At 55.6% G+C, this 22,313-nt stretch carries 24 protein-coding genes; 12 read left to right on the top strand and 12 right to left on the bottom strand.

The window, feature by feature from the left end:
* Window positions 1–47: 47 nt before the first annotated feature.
* From hisC to LGT44_RS12715, 10 genes are all read right to left on the bottom strand, one after another.
* On the bottom strand, window positions 48–1,124 hold the full coding sequence (gene hisC, locus LGT44_RS12670; RefSeq protein WP_230332565.1) for a histidinol-phosphate transaminase: 1,077 nt from the start codon (window positions 1,122–1,124) through the stop codon (window positions 48–50).
* Window positions 1,125–1,129: 5 nt separating this feature from the next.
* Complete coding sequence (gene hisD, locus LGT44_RS12675; protein WP_145471022.1) at window positions 1,130–2,434, bottom strand: histidinol dehydrogenase; 1,305 nt, start codon at window positions 2,432–2,434, stop codon at window positions 1,130–1,132.
* Window positions 2,435–2,451: 17 nt separating this feature from the next.
* Window positions 2,452–3,102 carry an ATP phosphoribosyltransferase gene (hisG, locus tag LGT44_RS12680; RefSeq protein ID WP_145471023.1) on the bottom strand — a complete coding sequence of 217 codons (651 nt, stop codon included), beginning with the start codon at window positions 3,100–3,102 and terminating at the stop codon, window positions 2,452–2,454.
* A 50-nt stretch (window positions 3,103–3,152) separates the two neighbouring features.
* A complete protein-coding gene (murA, locus tag LGT44_RS12685; protein WP_230332564.1) occupies window positions 3,153–4,418 on the bottom strand; it encodes a UDP-N-acetylglucosamine 1-carboxyvinyltransferase in 1,266 nt (421 codons plus the stop codon).
* Between the two features lie 11 nt (window positions 4,419–4,429).
* Entirely contained in the window at window positions 4,430–4,663 is a 234-nt protein-coding gene (locus LGT44_RS12690) for a BolA family protein (protein ID WP_145471025.1), read from the bottom strand.
* Between the two features lie 140 nt (window positions 4,664–4,803).
* A complete protein-coding gene (locus LGT44_RS12695; protein WP_145471026.1) occupies window positions 4,804–5,109 on the bottom strand; it encodes an STAS domain-containing protein in 306 nt (101 codons plus the stop codon).
* Between the two features lie 32 nt (window positions 5,110–5,141).
* Window positions 5,142–5,801 (bottom strand): MlaC/ttg2D family ABC transporter substrate-binding protein, encoded by a 660-nt coding sequence (locus tag LGT44_RS12700; RefSeq protein ID WP_145471027.1) that lies wholly within the window; start codon window positions 5,799–5,801, stop codon window positions 5,142–5,144.
* A 27-nt stretch (window positions 5,802–5,828) separates the two neighbouring features.
* Window positions 5,829–6,290, bottom strand: a complete 462-nt coding sequence (gene mlaD / locus LGT44_RS12705; RefSeq protein ID WP_145471028.1) for an outer membrane lipid asymmetry maintenance protein MlaD — start codon at window positions 6,288–6,290, stop codon at window positions 5,829–5,831.
* A gap of 2 nt (window positions 6,291–6,292) precedes the next feature.
* Window positions 6,293–7,087: a lipid asymmetry maintenance ABC transporter permease subunit MlaE gene (mlaE, locus tag LGT44_RS12710; protein WP_145471029.1), complete on the bottom strand. Its 795-nt coding sequence runs from the start codon at window positions 7,085–7,087 to the stop codon at window positions 6,293–6,295.
* The gene (locus LGT44_RS12715) at window positions 7,087–7,899 is read right to left on the bottom strand and encodes an ABC transporter ATP-binding protein (RefSeq protein ID WP_145471030.1); all 813 of its coding nucleotides are present in this window, start codon (window positions 7,897–7,899) and stop codon (window positions 7,087–7,089) included. The genes mlaE and LGT44_RS12715 overlap by 1 nt, the downstream gene beginning before the upstream one ends.
* Window positions 7,900–8,083: 184 nt before the next feature.
* Here LGT44_RS12715 and LGT44_RS12720 point away from each other — a divergent pair, with 184 nt between their 5' ends.
* The 12 genes from LGT44_RS12720 (at window position 8,084) to yjgA (ending at window position 17,480) form a co-directional block, all read left to right on the top strand.
* A complete protein-coding gene (locus LGT44_RS12720) occupies window positions 8,084–9,046 on the top strand; it encodes a calcium/sodium antiporter (RefSeq protein ID WP_230332563.1) in 963 nt (320 codons plus the stop codon).
* Window positions 9,043–10,017, top strand: coding sequence for a KpsF/GutQ family sugar-phosphate isomerase (locus tag LGT44_RS12725; RefSeq protein WP_225692048.1), 975 nt, complete (start codon window positions 9,043–9,045; stop codon window positions 10,015–10,017). Before LGT44_RS12720 ends, LGT44_RS12725 begins: the two co-directional genes overlap by 4 nt.
* Window positions 10,017–10,580 carry an LPS export ABC transporter periplasmic protein LptC gene (gene lptC / locus LGT44_RS12730; RefSeq protein WP_230332562.1) on the top strand — a complete coding sequence of 188 codons (564 nt, stop codon included), beginning with the start codon at window positions 10,017–10,019 and terminating at the stop codon, window positions 10,578–10,580. The genes LGT44_RS12725 and lptC overlap by 1 nt, the downstream gene beginning before the upstream one ends.
* Window positions 10,567–11,148, top strand: coding sequence for a lipopolysaccharide transport periplasmic protein LptA (gene lptA / locus LGT44_RS12735; protein WP_230332561.1), 582 nt, complete (start codon window positions 10,567–10,569; stop codon window positions 11,146–11,148). The genes lptC and lptA overlap by 14 nt, the downstream gene beginning before the upstream one ends.
* A complete protein-coding gene (gene lptB / locus LGT44_RS12740; protein ID WP_145471035.1) occupies window positions 11,145–11,870 on the top strand; it encodes an LPS export ABC transporter ATP-binding protein in 726 nt (241 codons plus the stop codon). Before lptA ends, lptB begins: the two co-directional genes overlap by 4 nt.
* Before the next feature lie 128 nt (window positions 11,871–11,998).
* The gene (locus LGT44_RS12745) at window positions 11,999–13,498 is read left to right on the top strand and encodes an RNA polymerase factor sigma-54 (protein ID WP_225692045.1); all 1,500 of its coding nucleotides are present in this window, start codon (window positions 11,999–12,001) and stop codon (window positions 13,496–13,498) included.
* 32 nt (window positions 13,499–13,530) lie between these two features.
* A complete protein-coding gene (hpf, locus tag LGT44_RS12750; RefSeq protein WP_145471037.1) occupies window positions 13,531–13,833 on the top strand; it encodes a ribosome hibernation-promoting factor, HPF/YfiA family in 303 nt (100 codons plus the stop codon).
* A gap of 3 nt (window positions 13,834–13,836) precedes the next feature.
* Complete coding sequence (gene ptsN / locus LGT44_RS12755) at window positions 13,837–14,301, top strand: PTS IIA-like nitrogen regulatory protein PtsN (protein WP_145471038.1); 465 nt, start codon at window positions 13,837–13,839, stop codon at window positions 14,299–14,301.
* Between the two features lie 33 nt (window positions 14,302–14,334).
* Window positions 14,335–15,207, top strand: a complete 873-nt coding sequence (gene rapZ, locus LGT44_RS12760) for an RNase adapter RapZ (protein ID WP_230332560.1) — start codon at window positions 14,335–14,337, stop codon at window positions 15,205–15,207.
* Between the two features lie 5 nt (window positions 15,208–15,212).
* Window positions 15,213–15,482: an HPr family phosphocarrier protein gene (locus LGT44_RS12765; RefSeq protein WP_145471040.1), complete on the top strand. Its 270-nt coding sequence runs from the start codon at window positions 15,213–15,215 to the stop codon at window positions 15,480–15,482.
* Between the two features lie 109 nt (window positions 15,483–15,591).
* Window positions 15,592–16,947, top strand: a complete 1,356-nt coding sequence (gene mgtE / locus LGT44_RS12770; RefSeq protein WP_145471041.1) for a magnesium transporter — start codon at window positions 15,592–15,594, stop codon at window positions 16,945–16,947.
* A gap of 20 nt (window positions 16,948–16,967) precedes the next feature.
* Complete coding sequence (yjgA, locus tag LGT44_RS12775) at window positions 16,968–17,480, top strand: ribosome biogenesis factor YjgA (protein ID WP_230332559.1); 513 nt, start codon at window positions 16,968–16,970, stop codon at window positions 17,478–17,480.
* Window positions 17,481–17,491: 11 nt separating this feature from the next.
* Here yjgA and LGT44_RS12780 read toward each other — a convergent pair whose 3' ends face one another.
* Both LGT44_RS12780 and LGT44_RS12785 read right to left on the bottom strand, forming a co-directional pair.
* On the bottom strand, window positions 17,492–18,289 hold the full coding sequence (locus LGT44_RS12780) for a carbon-nitrogen hydrolase family protein (protein ID WP_230332558.1): 798 nt from the start codon (window positions 18,287–18,289) through the stop codon (window positions 17,492–17,494).
* Window positions 18,289–22,308 (bottom strand): YhdP family protein, encoded by a 4,020-nt coding sequence (locus LGT44_RS12785; RefSeq protein WP_230332557.1) that lies wholly within the window; start codon window positions 22,306–22,308, stop codon window positions 18,289–18,291. Before LGT44_RS12785 ends, LGT44_RS12780 begins: the two co-directional genes overlap by 1 nt.
* Between the last annotated feature and the right edge of the window lie 5 nt (window positions 22,309–22,313).

Genomic DNA, 22,313 nt, shown 5'->3' on the forward strand with positions numbered 1-22,313 from the left:
TTATGCCTGTTTTTTATGCTGGCTTGTCTAAGTTCAGCCGGCTTAAATTACAGTGCTTTCAGCGCATCCAGCAGAATCTGGTTCTGCTCATCCGTGCCGATGGTAATACGCAGGAACTGGGCAATACGTGGCGTTTTAAAATGACGCACGATAATGCCCTGTTCACGCAGCGCCGCGGCCAGTTCTCCGGCATCTTTTTGCGGATGACGGGCAAAGACAAAGTTCGCGGCTGATGGCAGTACGTCAAAACCCAGCTGCTCAAGACCCGCAACAACGGTATCGCGGCTGTCGATCACACGCTGACAGGTATCGTCAAAATACGCACGGTCATCGAAGGCCGCCGCCGCACCGGCAATCGCCACGCGATCGAGCGGATAGGAGTTAAAGCTGTTTTTAATACGCTCTAACGCTTCGATTAAATCCGGGTGACCAACGGCAATACCCACACGCAGACCGGCCAGCGAACGTGACTTGGACAGCGTTTGTGTGACCAGCAGGTTCGGATACTGGTTGACCAGCGCAATAGCCGTTTCACCACCGAAGTCGATATAGGCTTCGTCGACCAGCACCACAGTATCGGTATTTTGCTTAAGCAGCTGTTCAATCGCGGCTAATGGCAGCAGACATCCTGTGGGCGCATTCGGATTGGGGAAAATAATGCCGCCGATTTTCCCTTTATTGGCTCCCGCATTTTCACGGGTGTAATCAGCAATATTAATCTGAAAGTTTTCATCCAGCGGAATCTGTTTTGGCTCAATGCCGTACAGACCGCAGTACACAGGATAAAAGCTGTAGGTAATATCCGGAAATAACAGCGGCTTGCCGTGCTGGAATAAACCATGAAAAGCATGGGCCAGCACTTCATCAGAACCGTTACCAACAAATACCTGCGCCGTGCTGAGGCCGTAATATTCGGCAACCGCCTGCTTAAGACGGTCACCGTTCGGGTCCGGGTACAGACGCAGATCGTCATTCACTTCCGCCTGCATCGCCGCAATCGCCTTAGGCGACGGGCCGTACGGGTTTTCGTTGGTATTGAGCTTTACCAGCCGCGTCATTTTCGGCTGTTCACCCGGTACATAAGGCACCAGGTCTTTTACAAACGGGCTCCAGAACTGACTCATTGATATCAGTCCTTAATACGGTATTCAGCCGAGCGGGCGTGAGCGGTGAGGAATTCACCACGGGCCAGCACAGAGGCGGTTTTACCCAGTTCAGAGGCACCATCGGCCGAGCACATAATCAGCGATGAACGCTTCTGGAAGTCGTACACGCCCAGTGGCGACGAGAAACGCGCGGTGCCGGAGGTCGGCAATACGTGGTTCGGCCCGGCACAGTAATCGCCCAGCGCTTCTGCGGTGTAACGACCCATAAAGATGGCACCGGCATGACGGATGGTTGGCAGCCAGGCTTGCGGATCTTCTACCGATAATTCCAGGTGCTCCGGCGCAATGCGGTTGATGATAGCAATCGCATCGGCATCACTTTGCGCGTGAATCAGGGCGCCACGTTCGGTCAGCGAGGTACGGATAATGTCGGCGCGTTCCATGGTTGGCAACAGCTTGTCGATGGAGGCTTTAACGGCATCGAGGAAATCAGCATCGGTCGACACCAGAATCGATTGCGCATCTTCATCGTGTTCCGCCTGAGAAAACAGATCCATCGCAATCCAGTCCGGATCGGTCTTACCATCGCAGACCACCAGAATTTCGGACGGACCGGCGATCATATCGATACCAACCTGGCCAAACACCATACGCTTGGCGGTGGCCACATAGATGTTGCCCGGGCCAACGATTTTATCCACACCCGGTACGGTTTCGGTACCGTACGCCAGCGCGGCAACCGCCTGCGCACCACCGACGGTAAATACGCGGCTGACGCCAGCAGCGGCTGCAGCAGCCAGTACCAGCTGGTTCAGTTCGCCATCGGGGGTTGGCACCACCATGATGATTTCCTGCACACCGGCAACATGGGCCGGAATCGCATTCATCAGCACAGACGACGGATACGCCGCTTTACCACCGGGAACGTAAATACCGACGCGATCCATCGGCGTTACTTTCTGGCCTAAAAGAGTACCGTCAGCTTCGGTATAGTCCCAGGAATCCTGTTTTTGCTTTTCGTGGTAAGCACGCACACGCTCAGCAGCCAGCAATAATGCGGTGCGGCGTTCGGCCGGTAATTCGTCGAGGGCTTTCTGCAGCTGCTCCTGATTCAGTTCCAGCTGCGCCATCGAGGACACATTCATACGGTCGAATTTATTGGTGTATTCAATCAGTGCCGCATCGCCGCGGGTACGGATATCAAACACGATGTCAGATACGGTTTTCTGCACCTGAGCATCAGACACAGCTTCCCATGCCAGCAGAGTATCCATCTGCTGCGCATAGTCCGGCTGAGCAGAACTGAAACGGCGGATTTCGATAGTCATGGTATTACTCCGGAAAATTAAGCCTTAGCCTGGCGCTGGCGTTCTACTGCCGCCGCCATCTGATCAATGATGGGCTGAATCTGCGCATGCTTTACTTTCATTGCCGCGCGTCCTGCCACTAAACGTGAGCTGATCGGGGCAATTAAGTCGCGCGCTTCCAGACCATTGGCCTTCAGGGTATTTCCGGTATCGACGATATCCACAATCATATCGGCCAGGCCCATGATCGGTGCCAGCTCCATACCACCATAGAGTTTGATGATGTCCACCTGGCGACCCTGCTCGGCAAAGTAACGTTTGGCGGTATTCACAAACTTGGTGGCCACTTTCAGACGGCCCTGTGGCATCACGGCATCTTTAATTGCCGCCGTCATCAGACGGCAGGTGGCAATGTTCAGATCCAGCGGCTCGCACAGGTTGTTGCTGTCGTATTCCATCAGCACATCTTTACCGGCCACACCCAGATCGGCGGCGCCGTATTCCACGTAGGTGGGTACGTCGGTGGCACGGATCACCACCAGCTTGATATGGTCATGGTTGGTATCAAAAATCAGCTTGCGACTCTTATGAATGTCTTCTGCCGGATGGATACCGGCTTCCGCCAGCAGGGGCAAAGTGTCATCCAGAATGCGCCCTTTCGACAGGGCAATGGTTAACGGCTGAGTCATCGTGTTGCTGATCCTCTCTTGTCTGTCAGCGATCCGGCAGGGCGTGCGTATCAGGCTGATACGCGACGGATATTGGCGCCCAGTTGCTGGAATTTTTCTTCAATACATTCGTAACCGCGGTCAATGTGATAGATGCGGTTTACATCGGTCGTGCCACTGGCTACCAGTGCGGCAATCACCAGCGAGGCGGATGCGCGCAGGTCGGTTGCCATCACCGGAGCACCCTGCAGGGTTGCACGGCCGGTCACAATGGCGGTGTTGCCTTCAACATGAATATCCGCGCCCATACGCACCAGTTCCTGGGCGTGCATAAAGCGGTTTTCAAAGACGGTTTCAATCACGGTACCCGTACCTTCAGCCACCGCATTCAGCACCATAAACTGGGCCTGCATATCGGTTGGGAATGCCGGGTGCGGCGCGGTGCGGATATTCACCGCTTTCGGCCGCTTGCCGTGCATGTTCAGCTCAATCCAGTCCGGGCCGGTGGTGATTTCAGCACCGGCTTCTTCGAGCTTGTGCAGTACCGCTTCCATAATTAACGGGTCGGTATCTTTGGTGCGTACCCGGCCACCGGTCACGGCGGCAGCAACCAGATAAGTACCGGTTTCGATCCGGTCCGGCAACACATCGAATGAACAGCCGTAGAGTTTCTCAACGCCTTCAATCACCAGAGTGTCGGTACCGGCGCCACTGATTTTCGCGCCCATGGCGTTCAGGCAGTTCGCCAGGTCAACCACCTCGGGTTCACGCGCAGCGTTTTCGATGGTAACGGTGCCGTCAGCCAGAACCGCCGCCATCATAATATTTTCCGTACCGGTTACGGTCACAGTATCGAGGAAGATATTGGCGCCATGCAGACGGCCGCCCGGAACGTGGGCTTTGATATAGCCATCCAGCACTTCCACTTCTGCGCCCATGGCTTCCATACCGCGCAGGTGCAGATCCACCGGACGGGAACCGATGGCACAACCGCCAGGCAGTGACACTTCCGCTTCGCCGTAGCGCGCCAGCAGCGGTCCCAGAACCAGAATGGATGCACGCATGGTGCGCACCAGGTCGTATGGTGCAACACAGCTCTTCACGCCGGCACAGTCGGTTTCTACCGACATATCTTCATTAATAGCGACTTCCACGCCCATGCAGCCCAACAGCTCCAGCATGGTGGTGATGTCGTGCAGGTGCGGCAGGTTACCCACCCGCATCACACCTTCGGCCAATAAGGTGGCCGCAAGAATAGGTAACGCTGAGTTTTTAGCGCCGGAGATACGGACATCACCGTCCAGACGCTTTCCACCCACAATTCGTAATTTATCCATAGGGGTTCTTATTATTCGGCTTTTTCAGCAGGCGTATAGGTACGAATGGTGACCGCATGAATACGACCATCCGCAATGTAAGGATTAAGCACACGATAAACAAACTGCTGACGTTTAACGGCATTCAGGCCATCAAACACATCACCAACTGCTTCAACTTCATATTTGTAGCCGTCACCATCAACGTGCCAGCTCACTTCAGGGGATTCTGTTTGCAGAATTTGCAGAATTTCCGCCGGGGACATACCGCTTCACCACTCAGCTTGGGGGAAAACGCCCAATCATAGCGGATTTATGTGTCGGGGCGAAGTAAATGGCGGCGGCAATATGTAATGAAAAGATGAAAGCGGGTAACAGATCACAGGCAGCGGACCTGTATCAGGACTCAGGCCAGCAAGGGCTCAAACAGCGAGTCCAGATCGCTGATGCTGATAATAGGCTTCATGTGTTCGGGCAGATTCTCAATATGCAGATTGATGCCGGCCGCTGTCGCACAGCGCAGCCACTCCAGCAGTAAAGCAACACCGGCACTGGATACTTCATTGACTGCGGCCATATTCAGCGTCCACTGCCCCTTTGCCGCACGGATCAGCTTTTCCCCGTCTGGCAGAACGCTGACCACAGTGGTAGCCAGCAGACTGCCAGCCAGCTCGGCACGGTTATCATCAATACGGGTCAGCGATACGCTCATGGTCGGTCCTCAGTCTCGCTCAGAAACAGGTGTCAGGCACCCGGGGCTTTTTTACGTAACTTACGGCCCTGCTCCTGCAGAGCTTCAATCCAGTCTTCGATGGCGGCGCCGATATTACTATCATTGTCCTGCACCATCTGCTCAAACTGCTCGCCGAACAGTTTGCCCACATTAATACCATTGACGATCACGTTCTGCGCCATCCAGCGACGGTCGCGATGGTGAAAATACATGCTCTGGGTAATGGGAAAGACTTTGCCACTGGGCGTCACAACTTCCAGATCAACCAGCGTATTACGCAACGTATTTTCCACGCCGGTCTTGGGAGGCAGCACACGCACCTCGTAATCATCGAATTCAATCAGGCCGGTGGCATACGAACTGAGCAGACTGCGCTTAAAGGCACTGGCAAAACGCTTACGCTGCTCCAGTGTCGCTTCGCGGTAATAATTTCCCATGATGCGACGGGTCAGACGCTGAAAGTCGACCATCGGGCCAAGCACATCCTCCAGTTCCCAAAAAAAACGCGCCTTATCACTTTCATAGATAGAGCGGTTTTTATTGATCGAGGCCATCACTTTTTCAGTGGTGCGCTTGACCACTTCATGAGCCTGCTCGGCCAGATCACCGGAATCGGCAGCATGGCCGGCAGAGCCCAGCGTTAACGACAGCAATACCAGCAACCAGCGCATGGCTAACTCCTTTAACCTCTAGATCGTTTAACCTTCTTCGGCCTTATTAAACAGGAAGCGTCCGATCAGTTCTTCCAGTACCAGCGCCGATTGAGTGTCTTCGATCCAGTCACCGGTCTGCAGATATTCATCTTCAGCACCGACCGTCAGACCGATGTATTTTTCACCCAACAGACCCGCAGTCAGAATAGCCGCCGAAGTGTCTTTGGTGAGAGTGCTCATGGATTTGCTGATCTCCATTTCCACCACGGCGGAATACCATTCAGGGTCGAGATACACCTTGGTCACCCGGCCAATGGTGACACCCGACATTGATACCTTGGCGCGCTCAGTCAGACCACCCAGGTTCTCGAAACGCGCTTTGATGGTGTAAGTGTCACCGGCATCCTGCAGTGACAGGCCACTGACGCGGAACGCCATCAGCACCAGAGCCACAATACCCATCACCATAAAGGCTCCGACGGTAATTTCGATATAACGCATGCGCATGATTAAACGCCTCCCAGCATGACGGCTGTCAAAACAAAATCCAGTCCCAGCACCGCCAGTGAGGAAATCACCACCGTCTGAGTCGTTGCTTTACCGATACCTTCCGAAGTCGGCACCGAATCATAACCCTGATACACCGCGATCCAGGTCACCACCACACCAAATGCCACCGATTTGATAATGCCCTTGACCACGTCTTCATAAAATTCGACCGACGCCTGCATGTTGCCCCAGTAGGCACCATCGTCGATGCCCAGCATATCCACCGCCACAAAGGCACCGCCCCAGATGCCAACGGTAGAAAACAACAGCGCCAGAATCGGCATGGAAATAATGCCGGCCCACAGACGCGGTGTGATCACCCGTTTAAACGGATCGACACCCATCATTTCCATGGCGGATAACTGCTCGGTGGCTTTCATCAGGCCAATTTCGGCGGTTAATGCCGAACCGGCGCGACCGGCAAATAACAAGGCAGTGACCACCGGCCCAAGCTCACGCAGCAGCGTCAGCGACACCATGGTTCCCAGCGCCGCCTCAGAGCCGAAGTCGATCAGAATGTTATAGCCCTGCAGGCCCAGCACCATGCCGACGAAAAAACCGGCGACGACGATAATAATGAGGGAGCGCACACCAACCGAATAAATCTGCTTCAGCAGATCATAAAATCCGGCACTGCCCGGCCCACCCCAGAACAGTGAATTTTTCAGCAATAAGGTGCCACGGCCAATGGCTTCTATGGCGGCGGTACCACTGCGGCCAACGGCCTGTAATTGATCCAGTAATTTGCCCAGCATTAATTCACTCCCGCCAGAATATCGCTGCGGTAATCGTCCGCCGGGTAATGGAAAGGCACAGGACCATCCGGTTCACCACGTAAAAACTGGCGGACTTCATCATTACCTTCGTTAATTAATTCTTCCGGTGTGCCAAAACCAATCACGCGACCATCGGACAACAGACACAGGTAATCAGCAATAGCGCAGGACTCTTCGACATCATGAGACACCAGCAGGCTGGTCAGCCCCAGCGCTTCGTTCAGACCACGGATCAGTTTAACGATCATGCCCATAGAAATCGGATCAAGACCGGTAAAAGGCTCATCGTACATAATAATTTCCGGGTCCATGGCAATGGAGCGTGCCAAAGCAACGCGTCTGGCCATGCCGCCGGACAGTTCTGCCGGAGAAAGATTACGCGCACCACGCAGACCAACGGCTTCAAGCTTCATCAGCACCAGGTCGCGGATCATGGATTCAGGTAAATCAGTATGAACACGCAGCGGAAAGGCCACGTTGTCGAAAACATTAAGGTCGGTAAACAGGGCACCGGTCTGAAACAGCATGCCCATTTTTTTGCGGCGCAGATCAAACAGTTCTTTGCGCGGCAGAGTCGGTACGTTGTGTCCGTCCACCATAATAGTGCCGCTGTCCGGTAACAGCTGACCGCCGATAAGACGCAACAGTGTGGTTTTACCGGTTCCGCTTGGCCCCATAATGGCCGTCACTTTGCCACGCGGAAAATCCACATCCATATTGTTATAAATCAGCCGGTCACCACGGCTGAAGCTCATTCCACGAACAGAGACGTAGGGCTGACTGACGGACATGAATGTCGTCCTTTTAACTCGGTACGGATAGTCGGGCTAGCATAGCGGAATGTCCGGGCGGAACCAACGCCTGTAAACTATTGTAATAAGCCCCTCATAAAACGCTGAGTTGCAATTGCGTGCAGAATTACCTTGGGTACAATGACGCGCTGAATTTTCTGCTGATAATTAACTCTGGTGCCCCATGCTCACAGCTTATGCTGCCGTTATTGCTGGTCTTATTGTTTTGGTATGGAGCGCTGACAAGTTTGTTATTGGCGCCGCTGCTTCTGCCCGCCGCCTGGGCATGTCTCCGTTACTGGTCGGCCTGACCATCGTTGCTATGGGAACTTCCGCGCCGGAGATGTTCGTCTCTGCCGTTGCTTCCCTCGACGGCGCCGGCAATCTGGCCATTGGTAATGCACTCGGCTCCAACATCACGAATATTGCCCTGGTACTGGGTATCACCGCACTGATCAGCCCGATCCCGCTGCAGAAAAAACTGCTGAAAAAAGAGCTGCCGCTGCTGATCCTGATCAGCATTATCGGTGGCCTGACACTGGCCGACCTCGAACTGAATATGACCGACGCCATTATTTTATTTGGCTCTATGGCCGTCGCGTTGTACCTGATGTTTCTTGATACCAGCGAATCCGGCGAAGCCATTGTCGATGAAGACGAAGCCGCCGAAATCGAAAATACCCCTATGCGTACTGCCGTGTTCTGGCTGGTAGCCGGACTGATCGCACTGATGTTCAGTTCCAAACTGCTGGTCTGGGGCGCCACCGAAATTGCCCGCGCCTATGGTGTCAGTGATCTGGTGATCGGCCTGACCATTGTCGCCATCGGCACCAGCCTGCCGGAACTGGCGGCCTCCGTTGCCAGCGCCCTGAAAGGCCACCATGACATTGCCATCGGTAACGTGATCGGCTCCAACATTTTTAACCTGCTGACCGTAATGCCAATCCCGGGTCTGCTGGCAGTAACCGTGGTTGATCCGCTGGCGCTGTACCGTGACTATGCCGTGATGATGGCGCTGACCCTCGCCCTGTTGGTTCTGTTTTTAATCAGTTATCGTAAGGGCACTCTCGGACGTTTCGCCGGTCTGTTCCTGACCACCAGCTACGCTGGCTATCTGGTATCTCTGTTTTATATGGCTGACTCATGACCACTGATATGAATTTTGATTTTCTGCAATCCGCCCGCCGTACCATCAAACTGGAACAGGAGGCCATTGCACAGCTGGAAGGTCGTCTTACCGACGATTTCGCCACCGCCTGTCAGCTGGTTCTGAACTGCAAAGGACGTGTTGTTGTTACCGGCATGGGTAAATCCGGCCATATCGGCAATAAAATGGCTGCAACCCTGGCCAGCACCGGCACCCCGGCTTTTTTTGTGCACCCAGGTGAAGCCAGCCATGGCGACATGGGCATGATTCAGCCATCGGATGTGGTTATCGCTCTGTCCAACTCCGGTGAAACCGGTGAAGTTACCAGCCTGCTCCCCCTGCTTAAACGCCTCGGCACTGCGCTGATCAGCATGACCGGTAATCCGGAATCCACCCTCGGCCGTGCCGCTAACGCCCACTTAAATACCGGCGTGAATCAGGAAGCCTGTCCGCTGAATCTGGCACCAACCTCTTCCACCACCTGCGCGCTGGTAATGGGTGATGCGCTGGCCGTTGCCTTACTGGAAGCCCGTGGTTTTACCGCCGAAGATTTTGCCTTCTCTCATCCGGGCGGCTCACTCGGCCGTCGCCTGCTGTTAAAAGTGGAAGACATCATGCACAGTGGCGATCAGATTCCGGTGGTTTCCCCTTCCGCCACGCTGTCTGAAGCCCTGCTGGTTGTAACCTCCAAAGGTCTGGGCATGACCACCGTGCAGGATAACGGCAAGCTGACCGGTATTTTCACCGACGGTGACCTGCGTCGTGCCATCGATCACGGCGTTGATATCCATACCGCCACCATGGCCGATGTGATGACCGTCGGTGGCAAAACCACCACGCCAGGTACCCTCGCTGCTGAAGCGCTGAAGCTGATGGAAGACAACAAAATCAACGCCCTGGTCGTTAAAAATGGCGACGACACGGTTGGCGTCATCAATATGCACGATCTGCTGCGCGCGGGCGTAATCTGATGCGCAAGCGTTATCTGCTGTTACTGCTGACCCTGATCTTTGGTCTGGCTCTGCTGGCAGTGGATCGCTACACCCAGGAGCAGACGCCCCCCCTGAGTGAGCAGCAGAATCATGAACCGGATTACTATGGCGAAGGCCTGTACAACCGCCAGTACGACAGTAATGGCGAATTACAGCAAACCTTTGTTGCAGCACGCTCAACCCATTATCCGCAGACGAAAAGCACCCTTTTTACCGGGCCGCTGCTGATGTCAGACGATGATGACGGCCAGACCTGGCAGGTCAATGCCCGCGAAGGAACACTACAGGATAACGAGCAGTCGCTGCGCCTTATAGGTCAGGTCGAAATCCGGCCGCTCGATCCGGCCGACGCTGCGGACGATATTCTGATCGAAACCAGCATCCTGACCTACCACAGCCGCCAGCAACTGGCCGAGACTGATCAGCCGGTAACCATTACAAGCCCGCAAACCCATATCAATGCAACCGGTATGACACTGGATATCGCGCGTCAGCGCATGGAATTCAAATCACAGGTGGATAGCCGCTATGTTCCGCAATAATCATCGTTTTCTGGCCGGCCTGTTTGTCCTGTGCAGCGCAGCCTCTGTTTATGCCTTGCCCGACGACTGGCAGCAGGAAATGGTCATTCTCTCTGACCACGCTGAGCTCGACCGCAAGGCTGGCGTTGTTATTTATGAAGGCAACGTGATTCTGACCCAGGGAACCCTGCGCATCGAATCGGAGCGCCTGCTGATTATCCGCACCGATAACACACTAGAAAAAGCCGTTGCCGAAGGGACAGCGAAAAAACCGGCACGCTATCAGCAACAGATCAATCCGGGAAAACCCCTGACCAAAGCACACGGCCAGCGCATTGATTACTTTGCCCGGCAACGTGAAGTCAACATTCAGGGCAATGCTCAACTGCAGCAGGACGGCAACCTGTTCAGTGGTGAGCGCATCCTCTATGACATGACCAAAGAAACCGTCAGCGCCAGCGGCGGCACCAGTACCTCCGGCCAGACTGGTGGTAATGGCGAAAAACAACGAATCAAAGTCGTGATTCAGCCACAGGCTCCGGCAGAATCTGCCACCGATAACAGCAAGCCAGTACAGGAACAGCCATGAAGACCCTGAAAGCCGAAAACCTGGCGAAAAGCTATAACGGCCGGGAAGTGGTAAAAGATGTATCCATGTCTGTGCAAAGCGGTCAGATCGTTGGCCTGCTGGGACCCAACGGGGCCGGTAAGACCACCTGTTTCTACATGATTGTGAATCTGGTGCAGGCCGATAAAGGCCGCATCAAAATTGACGACGAAGACATCAGTCATCTGCCGATGCACGGCCGGGCGCAGAAAGGCATTGGCTATCTGCCACAGGAAGCTTCCATTTTCCGCAAATTAAGTGTGGCCGATAATATTCTCGCCATTCTCGAAACCCGCAAAGACCTCAACCGTGCACAGCGTCTGGAAAAACTGGAAGAGCTGCTGAATGAGTTTCATATTCAGCATATCCGCAGCAGTCTGGGCATGGCCTTATCCGGTGGTGAACGGCGCCGGGTCGAGATTGCCCGCGCGCTGGCGGCTGAGCCGTCCTTTATTCTGCTTGATGAGCCGTTCGCCGGGGTTGACCCGATTTCTGTAGCTGACATCATGGACATCATCCGACAACTCAAGGCACGTGGCATCGGCGTACTCATTACCGACCACAACGTAAGGGAAACTCTGGCTATCTGTGAGAAAGCCTATATTGTCGGGGGTGGCCATATCATCGCCGAAGGCACCGCTGAACAGGTATTGGCCAGCGAGCAGGTACGCAAAGTGTACCTGGGTGAGGATTTCCGCCTGTGATGGCAAGCCCTGCTGCAGGGAAGTGGCTGATGATCCAAAGCAAAGGAAGATGCACAAAAGATTCCAAGGTTTACCGCTTGGCGTATAATGCACAGACTATGCCGATACTGAGTGATTACTGAACTTTTATGAAAGCGTCTCTTCAGTTAAAGATGGGTCAGCACCTGACCATGACCCCTCAGTTGCAACAAGCCATCCGCCTGCTTCAGCTGTCTACCCTTGATCTGCAGCAGGAGATTCAGGAAGCCCTCGATTCCAACCCGATGCTCGAAGTAGAAGAACACGAGCACGATGACCTGCCCGATCTGTCCCGCAACAGCGATCACGACACCAGCAGCAGCCACGAAGTCAGCAGTCAGGACGACAGCCACAACGACACACCCGAGCTGGATGAACAGTGGTCACAGGAACAACTCCCCGACGACCTGCCGGTCGACAGCCAGTGGGAAGACACCTACCAGACCACCGCCAGCGTTGCCTCCGGCAGCAGCAGTAACGCCATCGACGACGATTTCGATTACGACTCGCGCCACGCCAGCACCGAAGATCTGCAGGATCATCTGCTGTGGCAACTCAATCTGACTCCTATGTCAGATACCGACCGCGAGATCGCCCTGATGCTGATCGATGGTGTGGATGACGACGGCTATCTGCACACCACCGTCGAAGATATTCTGGAAAGCATGGACCCGGCTCTGGACGTCGAAGAAGACGAAGTCATGGCCGTGCTGCACCGCCTGCAGCAGTTTGATCCGGCCGGTGCTTTTGCCCGCGATCTGCGTGAATGCCTGCTGCTGCAACTGCAGCAACTGCCGGCTGAGACCCCATGGCTGAACGAAGCCAAAATGGTCATCCGCGATTATATCGAGCTGCTGGGCAGCAAAGATTACCCAACGCTGATGCGTAAAACCAAGCTGCGCGAAGAAGACCTTAAAGCCGTGCTGCGGCTGATTAAAGAACTGAATCCCAAGCCAGGTGCCGGCATCAGTGCCGAGCAGGCCGAATACGTGGTGCCCGACGTACTGGTACGCAATATCCGCGACGAATGGCGGGTTGAGCTGAATCCAGATATTGCCCCCAAGCTGCGCGTTAACGCCGATTACGCCTCACTGGTACGCCGTTCCGATAACAGCACCGACAACGCCTTCTTGCGCGACCACCTGCAGGAAGCGCGCTGGTTTATCAAAAGTCTGCAAAGCCGCAACGAAACCCTGCTGAAAGTAGCCACCAAAATCGTCGAGTATCAGATCGAGTTTTTCGAACAGGGCGAAGAAGCAATGAAGCCGCTGGTGCTGCACGATATTGCCGAAGCCGTTGGTATGCATGAATCCACCATTTCCCGGGTAACCACCCAGAAATACATGCACACGCCACGCGGAATTTTCGAGCTGAAGTACTTTTTCTCCAGCCATGTCAGTACCGATGGCGGCGGCGAATGTTCCTCCACCGCAATCCGTGCCATGATTAAAAAACTGATTGCTGAAGAAAATGCCCGCAAACCGCTGAGCGACAACAAAATCGCCGCAGTGTTGGGTGAAAAAGGCATTCAGGTGGCACGGCGCACGGTAGCCAAATACCGTGAGGCTATGATGATTCCGCCTTCGAACGAACGTAAACAATTGATTTAAAAAACAACAAGCCAGCAACAAGGAGTCTGGACATGAAGATTAATATCAGCGGTCACCACGTTGACGTTACCGAATCTCTGCAAGCGTACGTAGACGAAAAAATGTCCAAGCTGGGACGCCACTTTGACAACATCACCAACGGCCAGGTAACCCTGACCGTTATTAAAGAGCGCATGATTGCTGAAGCCACCATCCACGTCAGCGGTGCCGACCTGCACGCCAGCGCTGAGCACGATGATATGTATGCCGCAATCGATCAGATGACCGACAAGCTCGACCGTCAGGTACTGAAACACAAAGAAAAACTGGTGGCGCGGCAACACGGACAAGGCTGATTAATGGACATTCGCATCGAGGATATCCTCACACCGGAACGCAGTCTGATAGATGCTCCGGTTTCCAGTAAAAAGAAATTACTGGAGTACCTGGCAGGTTTTATCGCAGAACAACTCAGCGACAGCTCTGCCGACGATATTTACGAGCGATTACTCAGCCGTGAACGCCTCGGCAGCACCGGGATTGGCGAAGGTATTGCCATTCCCCACTGCCGGCTGAAGCAGTGCGACCAGGCGATGGGCGTACTGCTGCGTCTGGTGGAGCCGGTGGATTACGACGCCATTGACCGCAAGCCGGTCGATCTGGTGTTTGCTCTGCTGGTTCCCGAAGAAGCTACTGAACAGCACCTGCAGGTTCTGGCGATGCTGGCACGCAACTTCAGCGAGCCGGCCTACCGCGAGGCACTGCGCAAAGCGCCGGATGCGCAACGGTTTTATCAGCGGGCGCTGAGCGGACAACCGGGCTGACATCAGCCCAACGGGCAATGGAGGAGCACAGCAATGCGTTTAGTGGTGATCAGCGGCCGGTCCGGCTCAGGAAAATCCAGTGCTCTGCACGTACTGGAAGATCTGGGCTTCTACTGCATTGATAACCTGCCGGTTGCTTTGTTGCCAGCGCTGGCCCGCCAGACCGAAAGCGAAGAAAAACTGGCCAAAGTCGCCGTCAGTGTTGACGCCCGCAATCTGCCCCATGCCTTCGACAATATCCACGATGTACTGCACCAGCTGCCCAGCGAAGAATACCAGCTGGATGTCGTCTATCTCGACGCCAGCGAAGAAGTGTTGCTGCAGCGCTTCAGCTCCACCCGGCGAAAGCACCCACTAACCAGCAAGAGCACATCTCTGGCCGAAGCCATCGATAAAGAGCGCCTGCTGCTGGAACCCATCGCTAATCTTGCCGATCTGACGCTGGATACCACCAGCATGTCGGTGCATGAGCTGCGCAGCCTGATTAAATTGCGGGTGGCGGATAAAACCAGCACCGACATCGCCATCCTGTTTGAATCTTTCGGCTTCAAGCATGGCATCCCGATCGATGCCGATTATGTATTCGATGTACGCAACCTGCCCAACCCTTACTGGGACCCGGCACTGCGCGCCTTTACCGGGCGCGACCCGGCAATCATTGATTTCCTCGCCCGGGAGCCTCAGGTCGGACAAATGCAGCAGGACATCAGCGGGTTTATTCAGCGCTGGCTGCCTGCCTTTGTCGATGCCAACCGCAGCTATATGACCATTGCCATCGGCTGCACCGGCGGGCAGCACCGCTCCGTTTACCTGGCAGAGCAACTTAAGGCAGAATTCTGTCATCATTACAGCAATGTTCAGGTCCGCCACCGCGAGCTGGGCAGTGCCGACATTAATCAGGACTGATACGGATGACCAGCACCGAAATCACCATCATCAATAAGCTGGGCCTGCACGCCCGCGCAGCCGCCAAGCTGGTTTCCACAGCCGCTGCTTATTCCTGCCAGATCAAAGTCGGTTACCCCGACCGCATGGTCGACGGTAAGAGCATTATGGCAGTGATGATGCTGGCCGCCAGCAAAGGCACCAACATACATATCCATGCTGAAGGCCAGGATGCTGAACACGCACTGGCAGCCCTGATTGATCTTATTAACCGGCGTTTTGACGAAGAAGAATAGCCCGGCAAAACAATCTTCTACGCGCAATTCTGCGAGTAGTTTCGTGGTATCAGAGGCCTAATCAGGCTAGAATCTGAGCATTCAACCATCCCCTGGACCGAACCGACGCATGGCACAGCAGACCGAAAAGGCTAAAGCCAAGTTACACAGCCTGACCGCCGCGCTGGAAAGTGGTGCGCTGGCGCAGGTGCGTCGCATCCTGAATTCGGGTCTGGCACCGGTTGATATCGCCCACCTGATCGAATCCTCTCCGCCTAAAGCCCGTAAGCTGCTGTGGGAACTGGTCGATAAGGAACTCGAAGGCGAGGTCATGCAGAACCTCAGCGAGGAGCTGCAAAGCCACTTCCTGAGCGACATGAGTGCCGAAGAAGTTGTCGACCTGACCGCCGACCTCGACACCGATGACGTGGCCGACATGCTGCAGCAGCTGCCTGAGCGTGTAACTCAGGAAGTTCTGGAGTCGATGGACCACCAGGACCGTGCCCGTCTTGAGGCCGTTCTGGGCTATCCGGAAGACAGCGCCGGTGGTCTGATGAACACCGATACCGTGACCATCCGTCCGGATATCACTCTTGAAGTTGTACTGCGCTACCTGCGCCGCCACAAATCCCTGCCCGCCATGACCGATAACCTGTTGGTGGTTAACCGCCAGAACGAATTTATCGGCACGCTGGCGATCAGCAAACTGCTGGTCAGCGACCCGCAACAAACCGTACGTGAGGTGATGAGCACCGACGCGCGGGTTATTCAGGCAACCCAGCACGAGAGCGAAGTTGCCAAACTGTTCGAACGCCACGATCTGGTATCGGCACCGGTGGTTGATGCCGCCGGTATGCTGCTTGGCCGTATCACCATCGATGACGTGGTTGACGTTATCCGCGAAACCGCGGACCACTCGCTGATGAGTATGGCCGGTCTGGATGACGAAGAAGATACCTTCGCCCCGACGCTGAAAACCAGCCGTCGCCGCGCCGTCTGGCTGGGCATTAATCTGCTCACCGCACTGGCCGCCTCTGCGGTCATCGGCCTGTTTGATAAAACCATCGAGCAGGTTGTGGCTCTTGCTGTTTTAATGCCGATTGTCGCCAGCATGGGCGGTATCGCCGGCAGTCAGGTGCTGACTCTGGTTATCCGTGGCCAGGCACTTGGCCATCTCAGCGGCAGTAACTTCCGCTGGCTGTTTAACCGCGAAATTATGGTCGCCGCCATTAATGGCGTGCTCTGGGCTGTGGTTATCGCCTTAATTACATACGCCTGGTTCCGTGACCCGGCGATCGCCCTGATTATCGGCGCGGCCATTATCATCAATCTGATGGTCGCTGCCATGGCCGGCGCCAGTCTGCCACTGCTGCTCAAGGCCCGTGGCATCGATCCCGCCCTGGCTGGCAGCGTGGTGCTGACCACCGTCACCGACGTGATCGGCTTTCTATCTTTCCTGGGGTTAGCTACCCTGTTCTATCTGTAACCTGCATTAAAGTACCCCTGATGAACGAATCTGATTACCCGGACGACGAGATCGAATACGTCAGTAAGTCCGAAATGAAGCGCGAAGCAGAGCGCTGGCAAGAACTGGGCAAACGTCTGACTGAGCTGAATGCCACCAAGTGGAAAGAGCTGCCGATCAGCGAAACCCTGTACAACGCTCTGGTGGAAAACGCCAGACTGAAGCAACACGAAGCCAAGCGCCGCCATATGCAGTACATTGGCCGTCTGGTTGGTGATGAAGACCGGGATGCGATTCAGGCAAAGCTCGACCTGTTTGATCCGTCCAGCGAAGCCTACGGCCGCCGCATCCGCCAGCAGGAGTTGTGGCGTACCCGCCTGGTCAGCGACAGCAACGGGCTGAATGCTTTTATCGAAGAGTTTCCGGCGGTGGACCGCCAGCAACTGCGCAATCTGGTGCGTAACGCCCAGAAAGAAATGAGCAGCGAACCACCGAAGCCCGGCAGTTCGTACAAAAAACTGTTTCAGTTTATCAAGGAGCAGATGGCCGACTAGCTGCCATCCGTTCAGAAACGCCGGTGCTCTGTCACCGGCATTTTTTTGCGTACCTCCGACAGCTGCGGCAGATCAATCTTCGCCAGCGCCACTCCGGCCTCTTCTTCCAGCTCTGTCAGCACGCTTCCCCAGGCATCAATAATCTGTGAATGACCATAGGTACGGCGTTTATCGTCATGCCAGCCGCACTGGTTCGCGGCCAGCACATAGCACTGGGTTTCAATCGCGCGGGCACGCAGCAGTGTTTGCCAGTGCGCTGCACCGGTGGTGTAGGTAAAGGCCGCGGGCACAGAAATCAGCTCCGCGCCCTGCTCGCGCAGACGCTGAAACACCCCCGGAAAGCGCAGGTCGTAACAGATCACCAGCCCCAGACGACCGGCCGGTGTATCCACCAGCACCACCTCATCCCCGGGTGCAAAGCGTTCTGATTCACGGTAACTGCCGTGAGCATCTCCAACATCGACATCAAACAGATGAATCTTGTCGTAGCGGGCAACCTGTTCGCCTTCGCTGTTAAACACCAGACAGGCCGAACGCACCCGCGGATCTCCGTCCGGGCATGGCATCGGCACGGCACCGGCCACCAGCCAGAGTTTCAGCTCCTGCGCCCAGCCGGCCAGACGCTGCACATACTGCGGATCAGCGGCAATGGTGTTGTACTGCTTACCATCCAGTGTGAGGAACATTTCCGGCAGCAACGCCAGCACTGCACCCTGTGCCGCTGCCTGCTGCAGCAAGTCATAGGCCTGTGCCAGATTGTGTTCAATCTGGGGCTGGCTGCTGAACTGAATCACCGCGACGTTAGCCATCAGTCGTCATCGCCTCCGCCGAAGATATAGAAAATACTCTTGAAGCGTTCCAGCAGGCTGCGGCTCTTCTTACCGTCGACCTTATCGTCAAAGGCCTGATTGATCTTCAGATCCGGTTTTTCCCAGGTGCCTTTCAGGTCGTAACTGGCACTGGTGAAGCGTGCCAGCTCGTCACCAATCAGCTTCTCGGTAACATAAATCGAGGCCGCTACCGGCGGTGCCAGACCGGCCAGCAGCGCCACCATCGGCAGCGTACTGGATACCGGGAAGGTCACCGCCAGCTTCATATCCAGCGTCTGGGTCTTCAGATCGGTGCTGCCTGAGGTCAGGAATTTACCACCCGGGCCGTCCATGCTCAGCGGCTCGGTCAGGGTCAGCAGGCCATTTTCAATCCGCGCTTTGCCTTTCAGTGTGTCGAAGGCCACCCCGGACTGATACAGATCGGAGAAGTCGAGCTTCAGGCGGCGGGCGACCGAATTAAAGTTCAGCGCACCAAAGGCTTTTAACGCTCCGGCACCTTCGGCAGCCATATTGCCGTCTTTCACACGGAAACTGGCCAGACCATTGAGAGTTTTGTTGTTGTAAGCCAGTGGCGAGCCCTGCCAGTTCAGCTGCAGGGTCGAGCGCATATCCTTACCTTCAATCGCGGCTTCCTGACGGAAAGCGCGCTGCACCCGGCCAATGTCGTTACTGCTGATCTGCAGCGTATCGAGGCGGGTCTGATGCTCGTCACCCTGCTTCAGCCAGTACACATCCCCGGTAAAGGCCATACCTTTCATATCACTGTCGTGCAGAGTGATCTGCATACCATCAGCCTGTGGCCGGCTGCTGAGTTTCCAGCGACCAAAGTTACGGCTGCCGACATAAAGCTCTGCAAGATCCATATCCATCGGCGGGAAATCCGCCGGATTGAGCGCTGCCAGCGGATCAGGCTTGTCAGCAACCACCGTCACCTCATCCTGGCTGCCATCCAGCGTCGCCAGGTTTCCCGGCTCCTCTTCACTTTGCGGCAAATGAATATAGTCCAGCGCCAGCTGAATCGGCTCATTGCCCGGCAGCATACGGATTTTGCCCTTCACCAGCGTGCTGTCGACGTCAAAATCCCATTCATCCCACTGCTGGGCAGCAATGATATGGGTTGGCCCCATCGCCGTTCCCCAGGCATCCACGCCGCCCAGCGTCAGATTAATACTGCGCAGCGGATTATTACTGTGCGCAGTTGCCTCACCTTTGACTGTGGCACCGGCTTTCTGCGCCTTGCTTTCTGCTGCCAGCAGGCCGGACAGATGCTGCCAGGTGTCCCACCAGTCCGCGGCAACAATGGATTCACTCAGCTGGCCACGAACCACCACACCTTTATCACTCGGCAGGAAAGGTTCCGAGCCGCCAAGGTACACCTGCCCCCGGTTCAGGCCATCAGCATCCAGCGCCAGTGCGGCACGCAACAGGTTATCGTAGTTGAGGTTGATCCGGGTTTCAGTGCCGGGCTCGACCCGCAACTCCATCGGCCGTGCAGCACTATCGGCTGTTTTACCTAACGGATAAGGCAGATCAATAGCCGTGCCCTGCAGATCGGAATTGAAATTAAACACCACACCCTGGGCGCCAACGGTCAGACGGGCGTTGTAGTCCAGAGCGCCACTGACCGGATCCAGCAAAAACAGTGGCATCCACTGTTTAAAACGATCCCAGCGGGCATCACCATTGGCACTCAGCACCATATCGAAGCCACCGGGGCGACCGACCGATTCGATACCGGCATTAAAGTGACCGCCGAAAACATCGCCTTCGAGCCAGTCGGACAGCAGACCTACCTGGCTGTTGTAACGCAGCCGGCCTTTGAGGTTTGCCAGATCAATATTGAGGTCGTCCAGACGCAGCTGGTTATCGCTCAGCTCCACGTCCAGTTTGATCTCGGGTTCGGTGTGCTCAGAGCCCAGCGGCATTTCCAGCAGCATATTGGCCGTCATCGGACCATTGGCCTGCCAGTGATCAAAGGCATTGTTCACCACGCCCTGTAATGGCGTTTCGGTGAAATAACGTAATGCGTCGCCACTGTCTCCGCGCAGACGACCGGCCACCGACAGTTCGGTGTGGCCATCACGTCCCGGACGTAAACGCACCCGGCCGGAATGCGGCACCAGCTCGCCACCCAGGGTTTTGCCCTGTTCCAGCCAGACATCCAGCGCCGGGGCGTCCATCATCAGCCGCCCTTTAACAGCGCTCAGCGCCGGCCAGTCCGGCATATATTTCAGTTCGGCACCTTCCACTTCCAGATACAGCTGAGTGGTCAGGCTGTTGTCAGGATGTTCGTGCTCAAGGTTACCGTGCAGCAAGAAAGCGGCATCGCGGAAGTCTCCGGCCACAATCGACTGACCGAGCCAGTCACGGACGGCCTCATCAAGAACGTCGGGCACCAGTTGCGAACGCAGACTGGCCGGTGCCTGTGGTAAACCAAACAGCAGACTCAGGCTGGACTCGGTCGCGCTGTGGCTGCGCGGCAGGTTCACCGCCAGCTCACCACTGACAGGCCATGCCATCGTCGAGTCATTTTCCTGCAGTGCGGCTTTCAGACCACGCAGCTGCAGCTGATAGAAATCGGGTTTGATTGCCCAGTAGAAACGCGCAGACAACTGCTGCAGCGTCCAGGGCTGGCTGTAAACATCGGCCAGATGAACGCTCAGATCATCACCTTTCACCTGTAACAAACCACCCTGTGGTTGCAGATGCAGCGTACCGGTTACATCGCTGAACGCCGGAATGCCGTGATAGGCCGCGCTGCTGGCATTGACAATATCGCTGCGCACATCCACTTGCCAATGCTCGCCGGGTAACAGCGAAATACGCAGATTACGCGCTTCTCCGCGGCCGTCAGTACCTTCAACATATTGGTCGAACGGCTCGGGCAATAACTGATGGTCAAGAATAAAACGGCGGGCAGCTGCCACATCCAGCAACGGCACCCCAATCTGCCAGCCTTTCTGCTGCGGCAATGTGATGGCACTGAGACTGAGGCTGTCGAGGGGCAGTTGCTGATCAAACTGCGGTAATACACGCAGGTGCCAATCATCGCCATTGTGTTCGCCACCAATTTTCAGGCTGCCGCCGCTCAGCGCCAGCGGCTGGCCACTGGTATTCAGGGTAAAGGCCGGTATATCGGCATCGACATACAACGCGTTCAGATCGCCGTCACGGATACTGAGCCAGGCCTCGGCGCCCGCGGTAAAACGTTCAATGCTCAGACCACCGGGCAGCTGATCGGGAATCCAGCGCGTCCATTCCTGGTTATCAATGCGCAGAAAGACTTCGCCGTTCTGCCGGTACCAGGGCCAGAGATCGCCATCCACCGAAGCCATCAGTTTGATATTTGCCAGTTGCTCACGGCCCCAGGCCAGGTTGCCGTCCAGCTCATGACTGTCGCCGCGGTTGCGCCAGACCAGCCGGTCAATCTGCACGTCTTCACGGGTCATCTGTGGATCAAAGCTGGTGATATTCCAGTCGGTAAGAACAATGGCCTGCTGCAGCTCCAGCCAGTTCAGCCACAAAGGATTGGAAGAGGCGGCAATTTTCACATTGTCGGCAGCCGCAGGCTGACGCTTGATTCCGCTCAGGTCGACCGACCAGCCACGGCCAATTGACCAGTGTGTCTGATCACGCTGATAAAGGTCGGCGCGTACGCCCTGAATTTCGATACGTTTGAACACCGGCAGACGATAGAAAGCACTGGCACTGACATCCAGCTCAGCCTCCATGCGTGCCACATGGATACCGTCGGCCAGCAGCCCCACCTGTACATCGCGCATGCGCACCACAGGCGACAGCATGTTCCAGTCGCCCTGCAGCTGACCGATGGATACCGGCTGGCCCAGTTGCAGGCTCAGTTCATGTTCGAGATCGGCACGGTAGGTTTCCACCAGCGGAATCAGCTGGCGACCCAGGCTGGTATACAGCGCCAGAGTCACCGCGGCGACCACCAGGGTAATCCAGATTTGTGTCCAGAACTCGCGCAACCAAATCATAACAA

Origin of the sequence: Thalassolituus alkanivorans (assembly GCF_020447205.1) — a bacterium.
GTDB lineage: Bacteria > Pseudomonadota > Gammaproteobacteria > Pseudomonadales > Oceanobacteraceae > Venatoribacter > Venatoribacter alkanivorans.

What these genes read in the sequence shown, in the direction of transcription:
- hisC (WP_230332565.1), bottom strand. Translation starts at nt 1,124, where the DNA reads ATGAGTCAGTTCTGGAGCCCGTTTGTAAAAGACCTGGTGCCTTATGTA.
- hisD (WP_145471022.1), bottom strand. Translation starts at nt 2,434, where the DNA reads ATGACTATCGAAATCCGCCGTTTCAGTTCTGCTCAGCCGGACTATGCG.
- hisG (WP_145471023.1), bottom strand. Translation starts at nt 3,102, where the DNA reads ATGACTCAGCCGTTAACCATTGCCCTGTCGAAAGGGCGCATTCTGGAT.
- murA (WP_230332564.1), bottom strand. Translation starts at nt 4,418, where the DNA reads ATGGATAAATTACGAATTGTGGGTGGAAAGCGTCTGGACGGTGATGTC.
- LGT44_RS12690 (WP_145471025.1), bottom strand. Translation starts at nt 4,663, where the DNA reads ATGTCCCCGGCGGAAATTCTGCAAATTCTGCAAACAGAATCCCCTGAA.
- LGT44_RS12695 (WP_145471026.1), bottom strand. Translation starts at nt 5,109, where the DNA reads ATGAGCGTATCGCTGACCCGTATTGATGATAACCGTGCCGAGCTGGCT.
- LGT44_RS12700 (WP_145471027.1), bottom strand. Translation starts at nt 5,801, where the DNA reads ATGCGCTGGTTGCTGGTATTGCTGTCGTTAACGCTGGGCTCTGCCGGC.
- mlaD (WP_145471028.1), bottom strand. Translation starts at nt 6,290, where the DNA reads ATGCGCATGCGTTATATCGAAATTACCGTCGGAGCCTTTATGGTGATG.
- mlaE (WP_145471029.1), bottom strand. Translation starts at nt 7,087, where the DNA reads ATGCTGGGCAAATTACTGGATCAATTACAGGCCGTTGGCCGCAGTGGT.
- LGT44_RS12715 (WP_145471030.1), bottom strand. Translation starts at nt 7,899, where the DNA reads ATGTCCGTCAGTCAGCCCTACGTCTCTGTTCGTGGAATGAGCTTCAGC.
- LGT44_RS12720 (WP_230332563.1), top strand. Translation starts at nt 8,084, where the DNA reads ATGCTCACAGCTTATGCTGCCGTTATTGCTGGTCTTATTGTTTTGGTA.
- LGT44_RS12725 (WP_225692048.1), top strand. Translation starts at nt 9,043, where the DNA reads ATGACCACTGATATGAATTTTGATTTTCTGCAATCCGCCCGCCGTACC.
- lptC (WP_230332562.1), top strand. Translation starts at nt 10,017, where the DNA reads ATGCGCAAGCGTTATCTGCTGTTACTGCTGACCCTGATCTTTGGTCTG.
- lptA (WP_230332561.1), top strand. Translation starts at nt 10,567, where the DNA reads ATGTTCCGCAATAATCATCGTTTTCTGGCCGGCCTGTTTGTCCTGTGC.
- lptB (WP_145471035.1), top strand. Translation starts at nt 11,145, where the DNA reads ATGAAGACCCTGAAAGCCGAAAACCTGGCGAAAAGCTATAACGGCCGG.
- LGT44_RS12745 (WP_225692045.1), top strand. Translation starts at nt 11,999, where the DNA reads ATGAAAGCGTCTCTTCAGTTAAAGATGGGTCAGCACCTGACCATGACC.
- hpf (WP_145471037.1), top strand. Translation starts at nt 13,531, where the DNA reads ATGAAGATTAATATCAGCGGTCACCACGTTGACGTTACCGAATCTCTG.
- ptsN (WP_145471038.1), top strand. Translation starts at nt 13,837, where the DNA reads ATGGACATTCGCATCGAGGATATCCTCACACCGGAACGCAGTCTGATA.
- rapZ (WP_230332560.1), top strand. Translation starts at nt 14,335, where the DNA reads ATGCGTTTAGTGGTGATCAGCGGCCGGTCCGGCTCAGGAAAATCCAGT.
- LGT44_RS12765 (WP_145471040.1), top strand. Translation starts at nt 15,213, where the DNA reads ATGACCAGCACCGAAATCACCATCATCAATAAGCTGGGCCTGCACGCC.
- mgtE (WP_145471041.1), top strand. Translation starts at nt 15,592, where the DNA reads ATGGCACAGCAGACCGAAAAGGCTAAAGCCAAGTTACACAGCCTGACC.
- yjgA (WP_230332559.1), top strand. Translation starts at nt 16,968, where the DNA reads ATGAACGAATCTGATTACCCGGACGACGAGATCGAATACGTCAGTAAG.
- LGT44_RS12780 (WP_230332558.1), bottom strand. Translation starts at nt 18,289, where the DNA reads ATGGCTAACGTCGCGGTGATTCAGTTCAGCAGCCAGCCCCAGATTGAA.
- LGT44_RS12785 (WP_230332557.1), bottom strand. Translation starts at nt 22,308, where the DNA reads ATGATTTGGTTGCGCGAGTTCTGGACACAAATCTGGATTACCCTGGTG.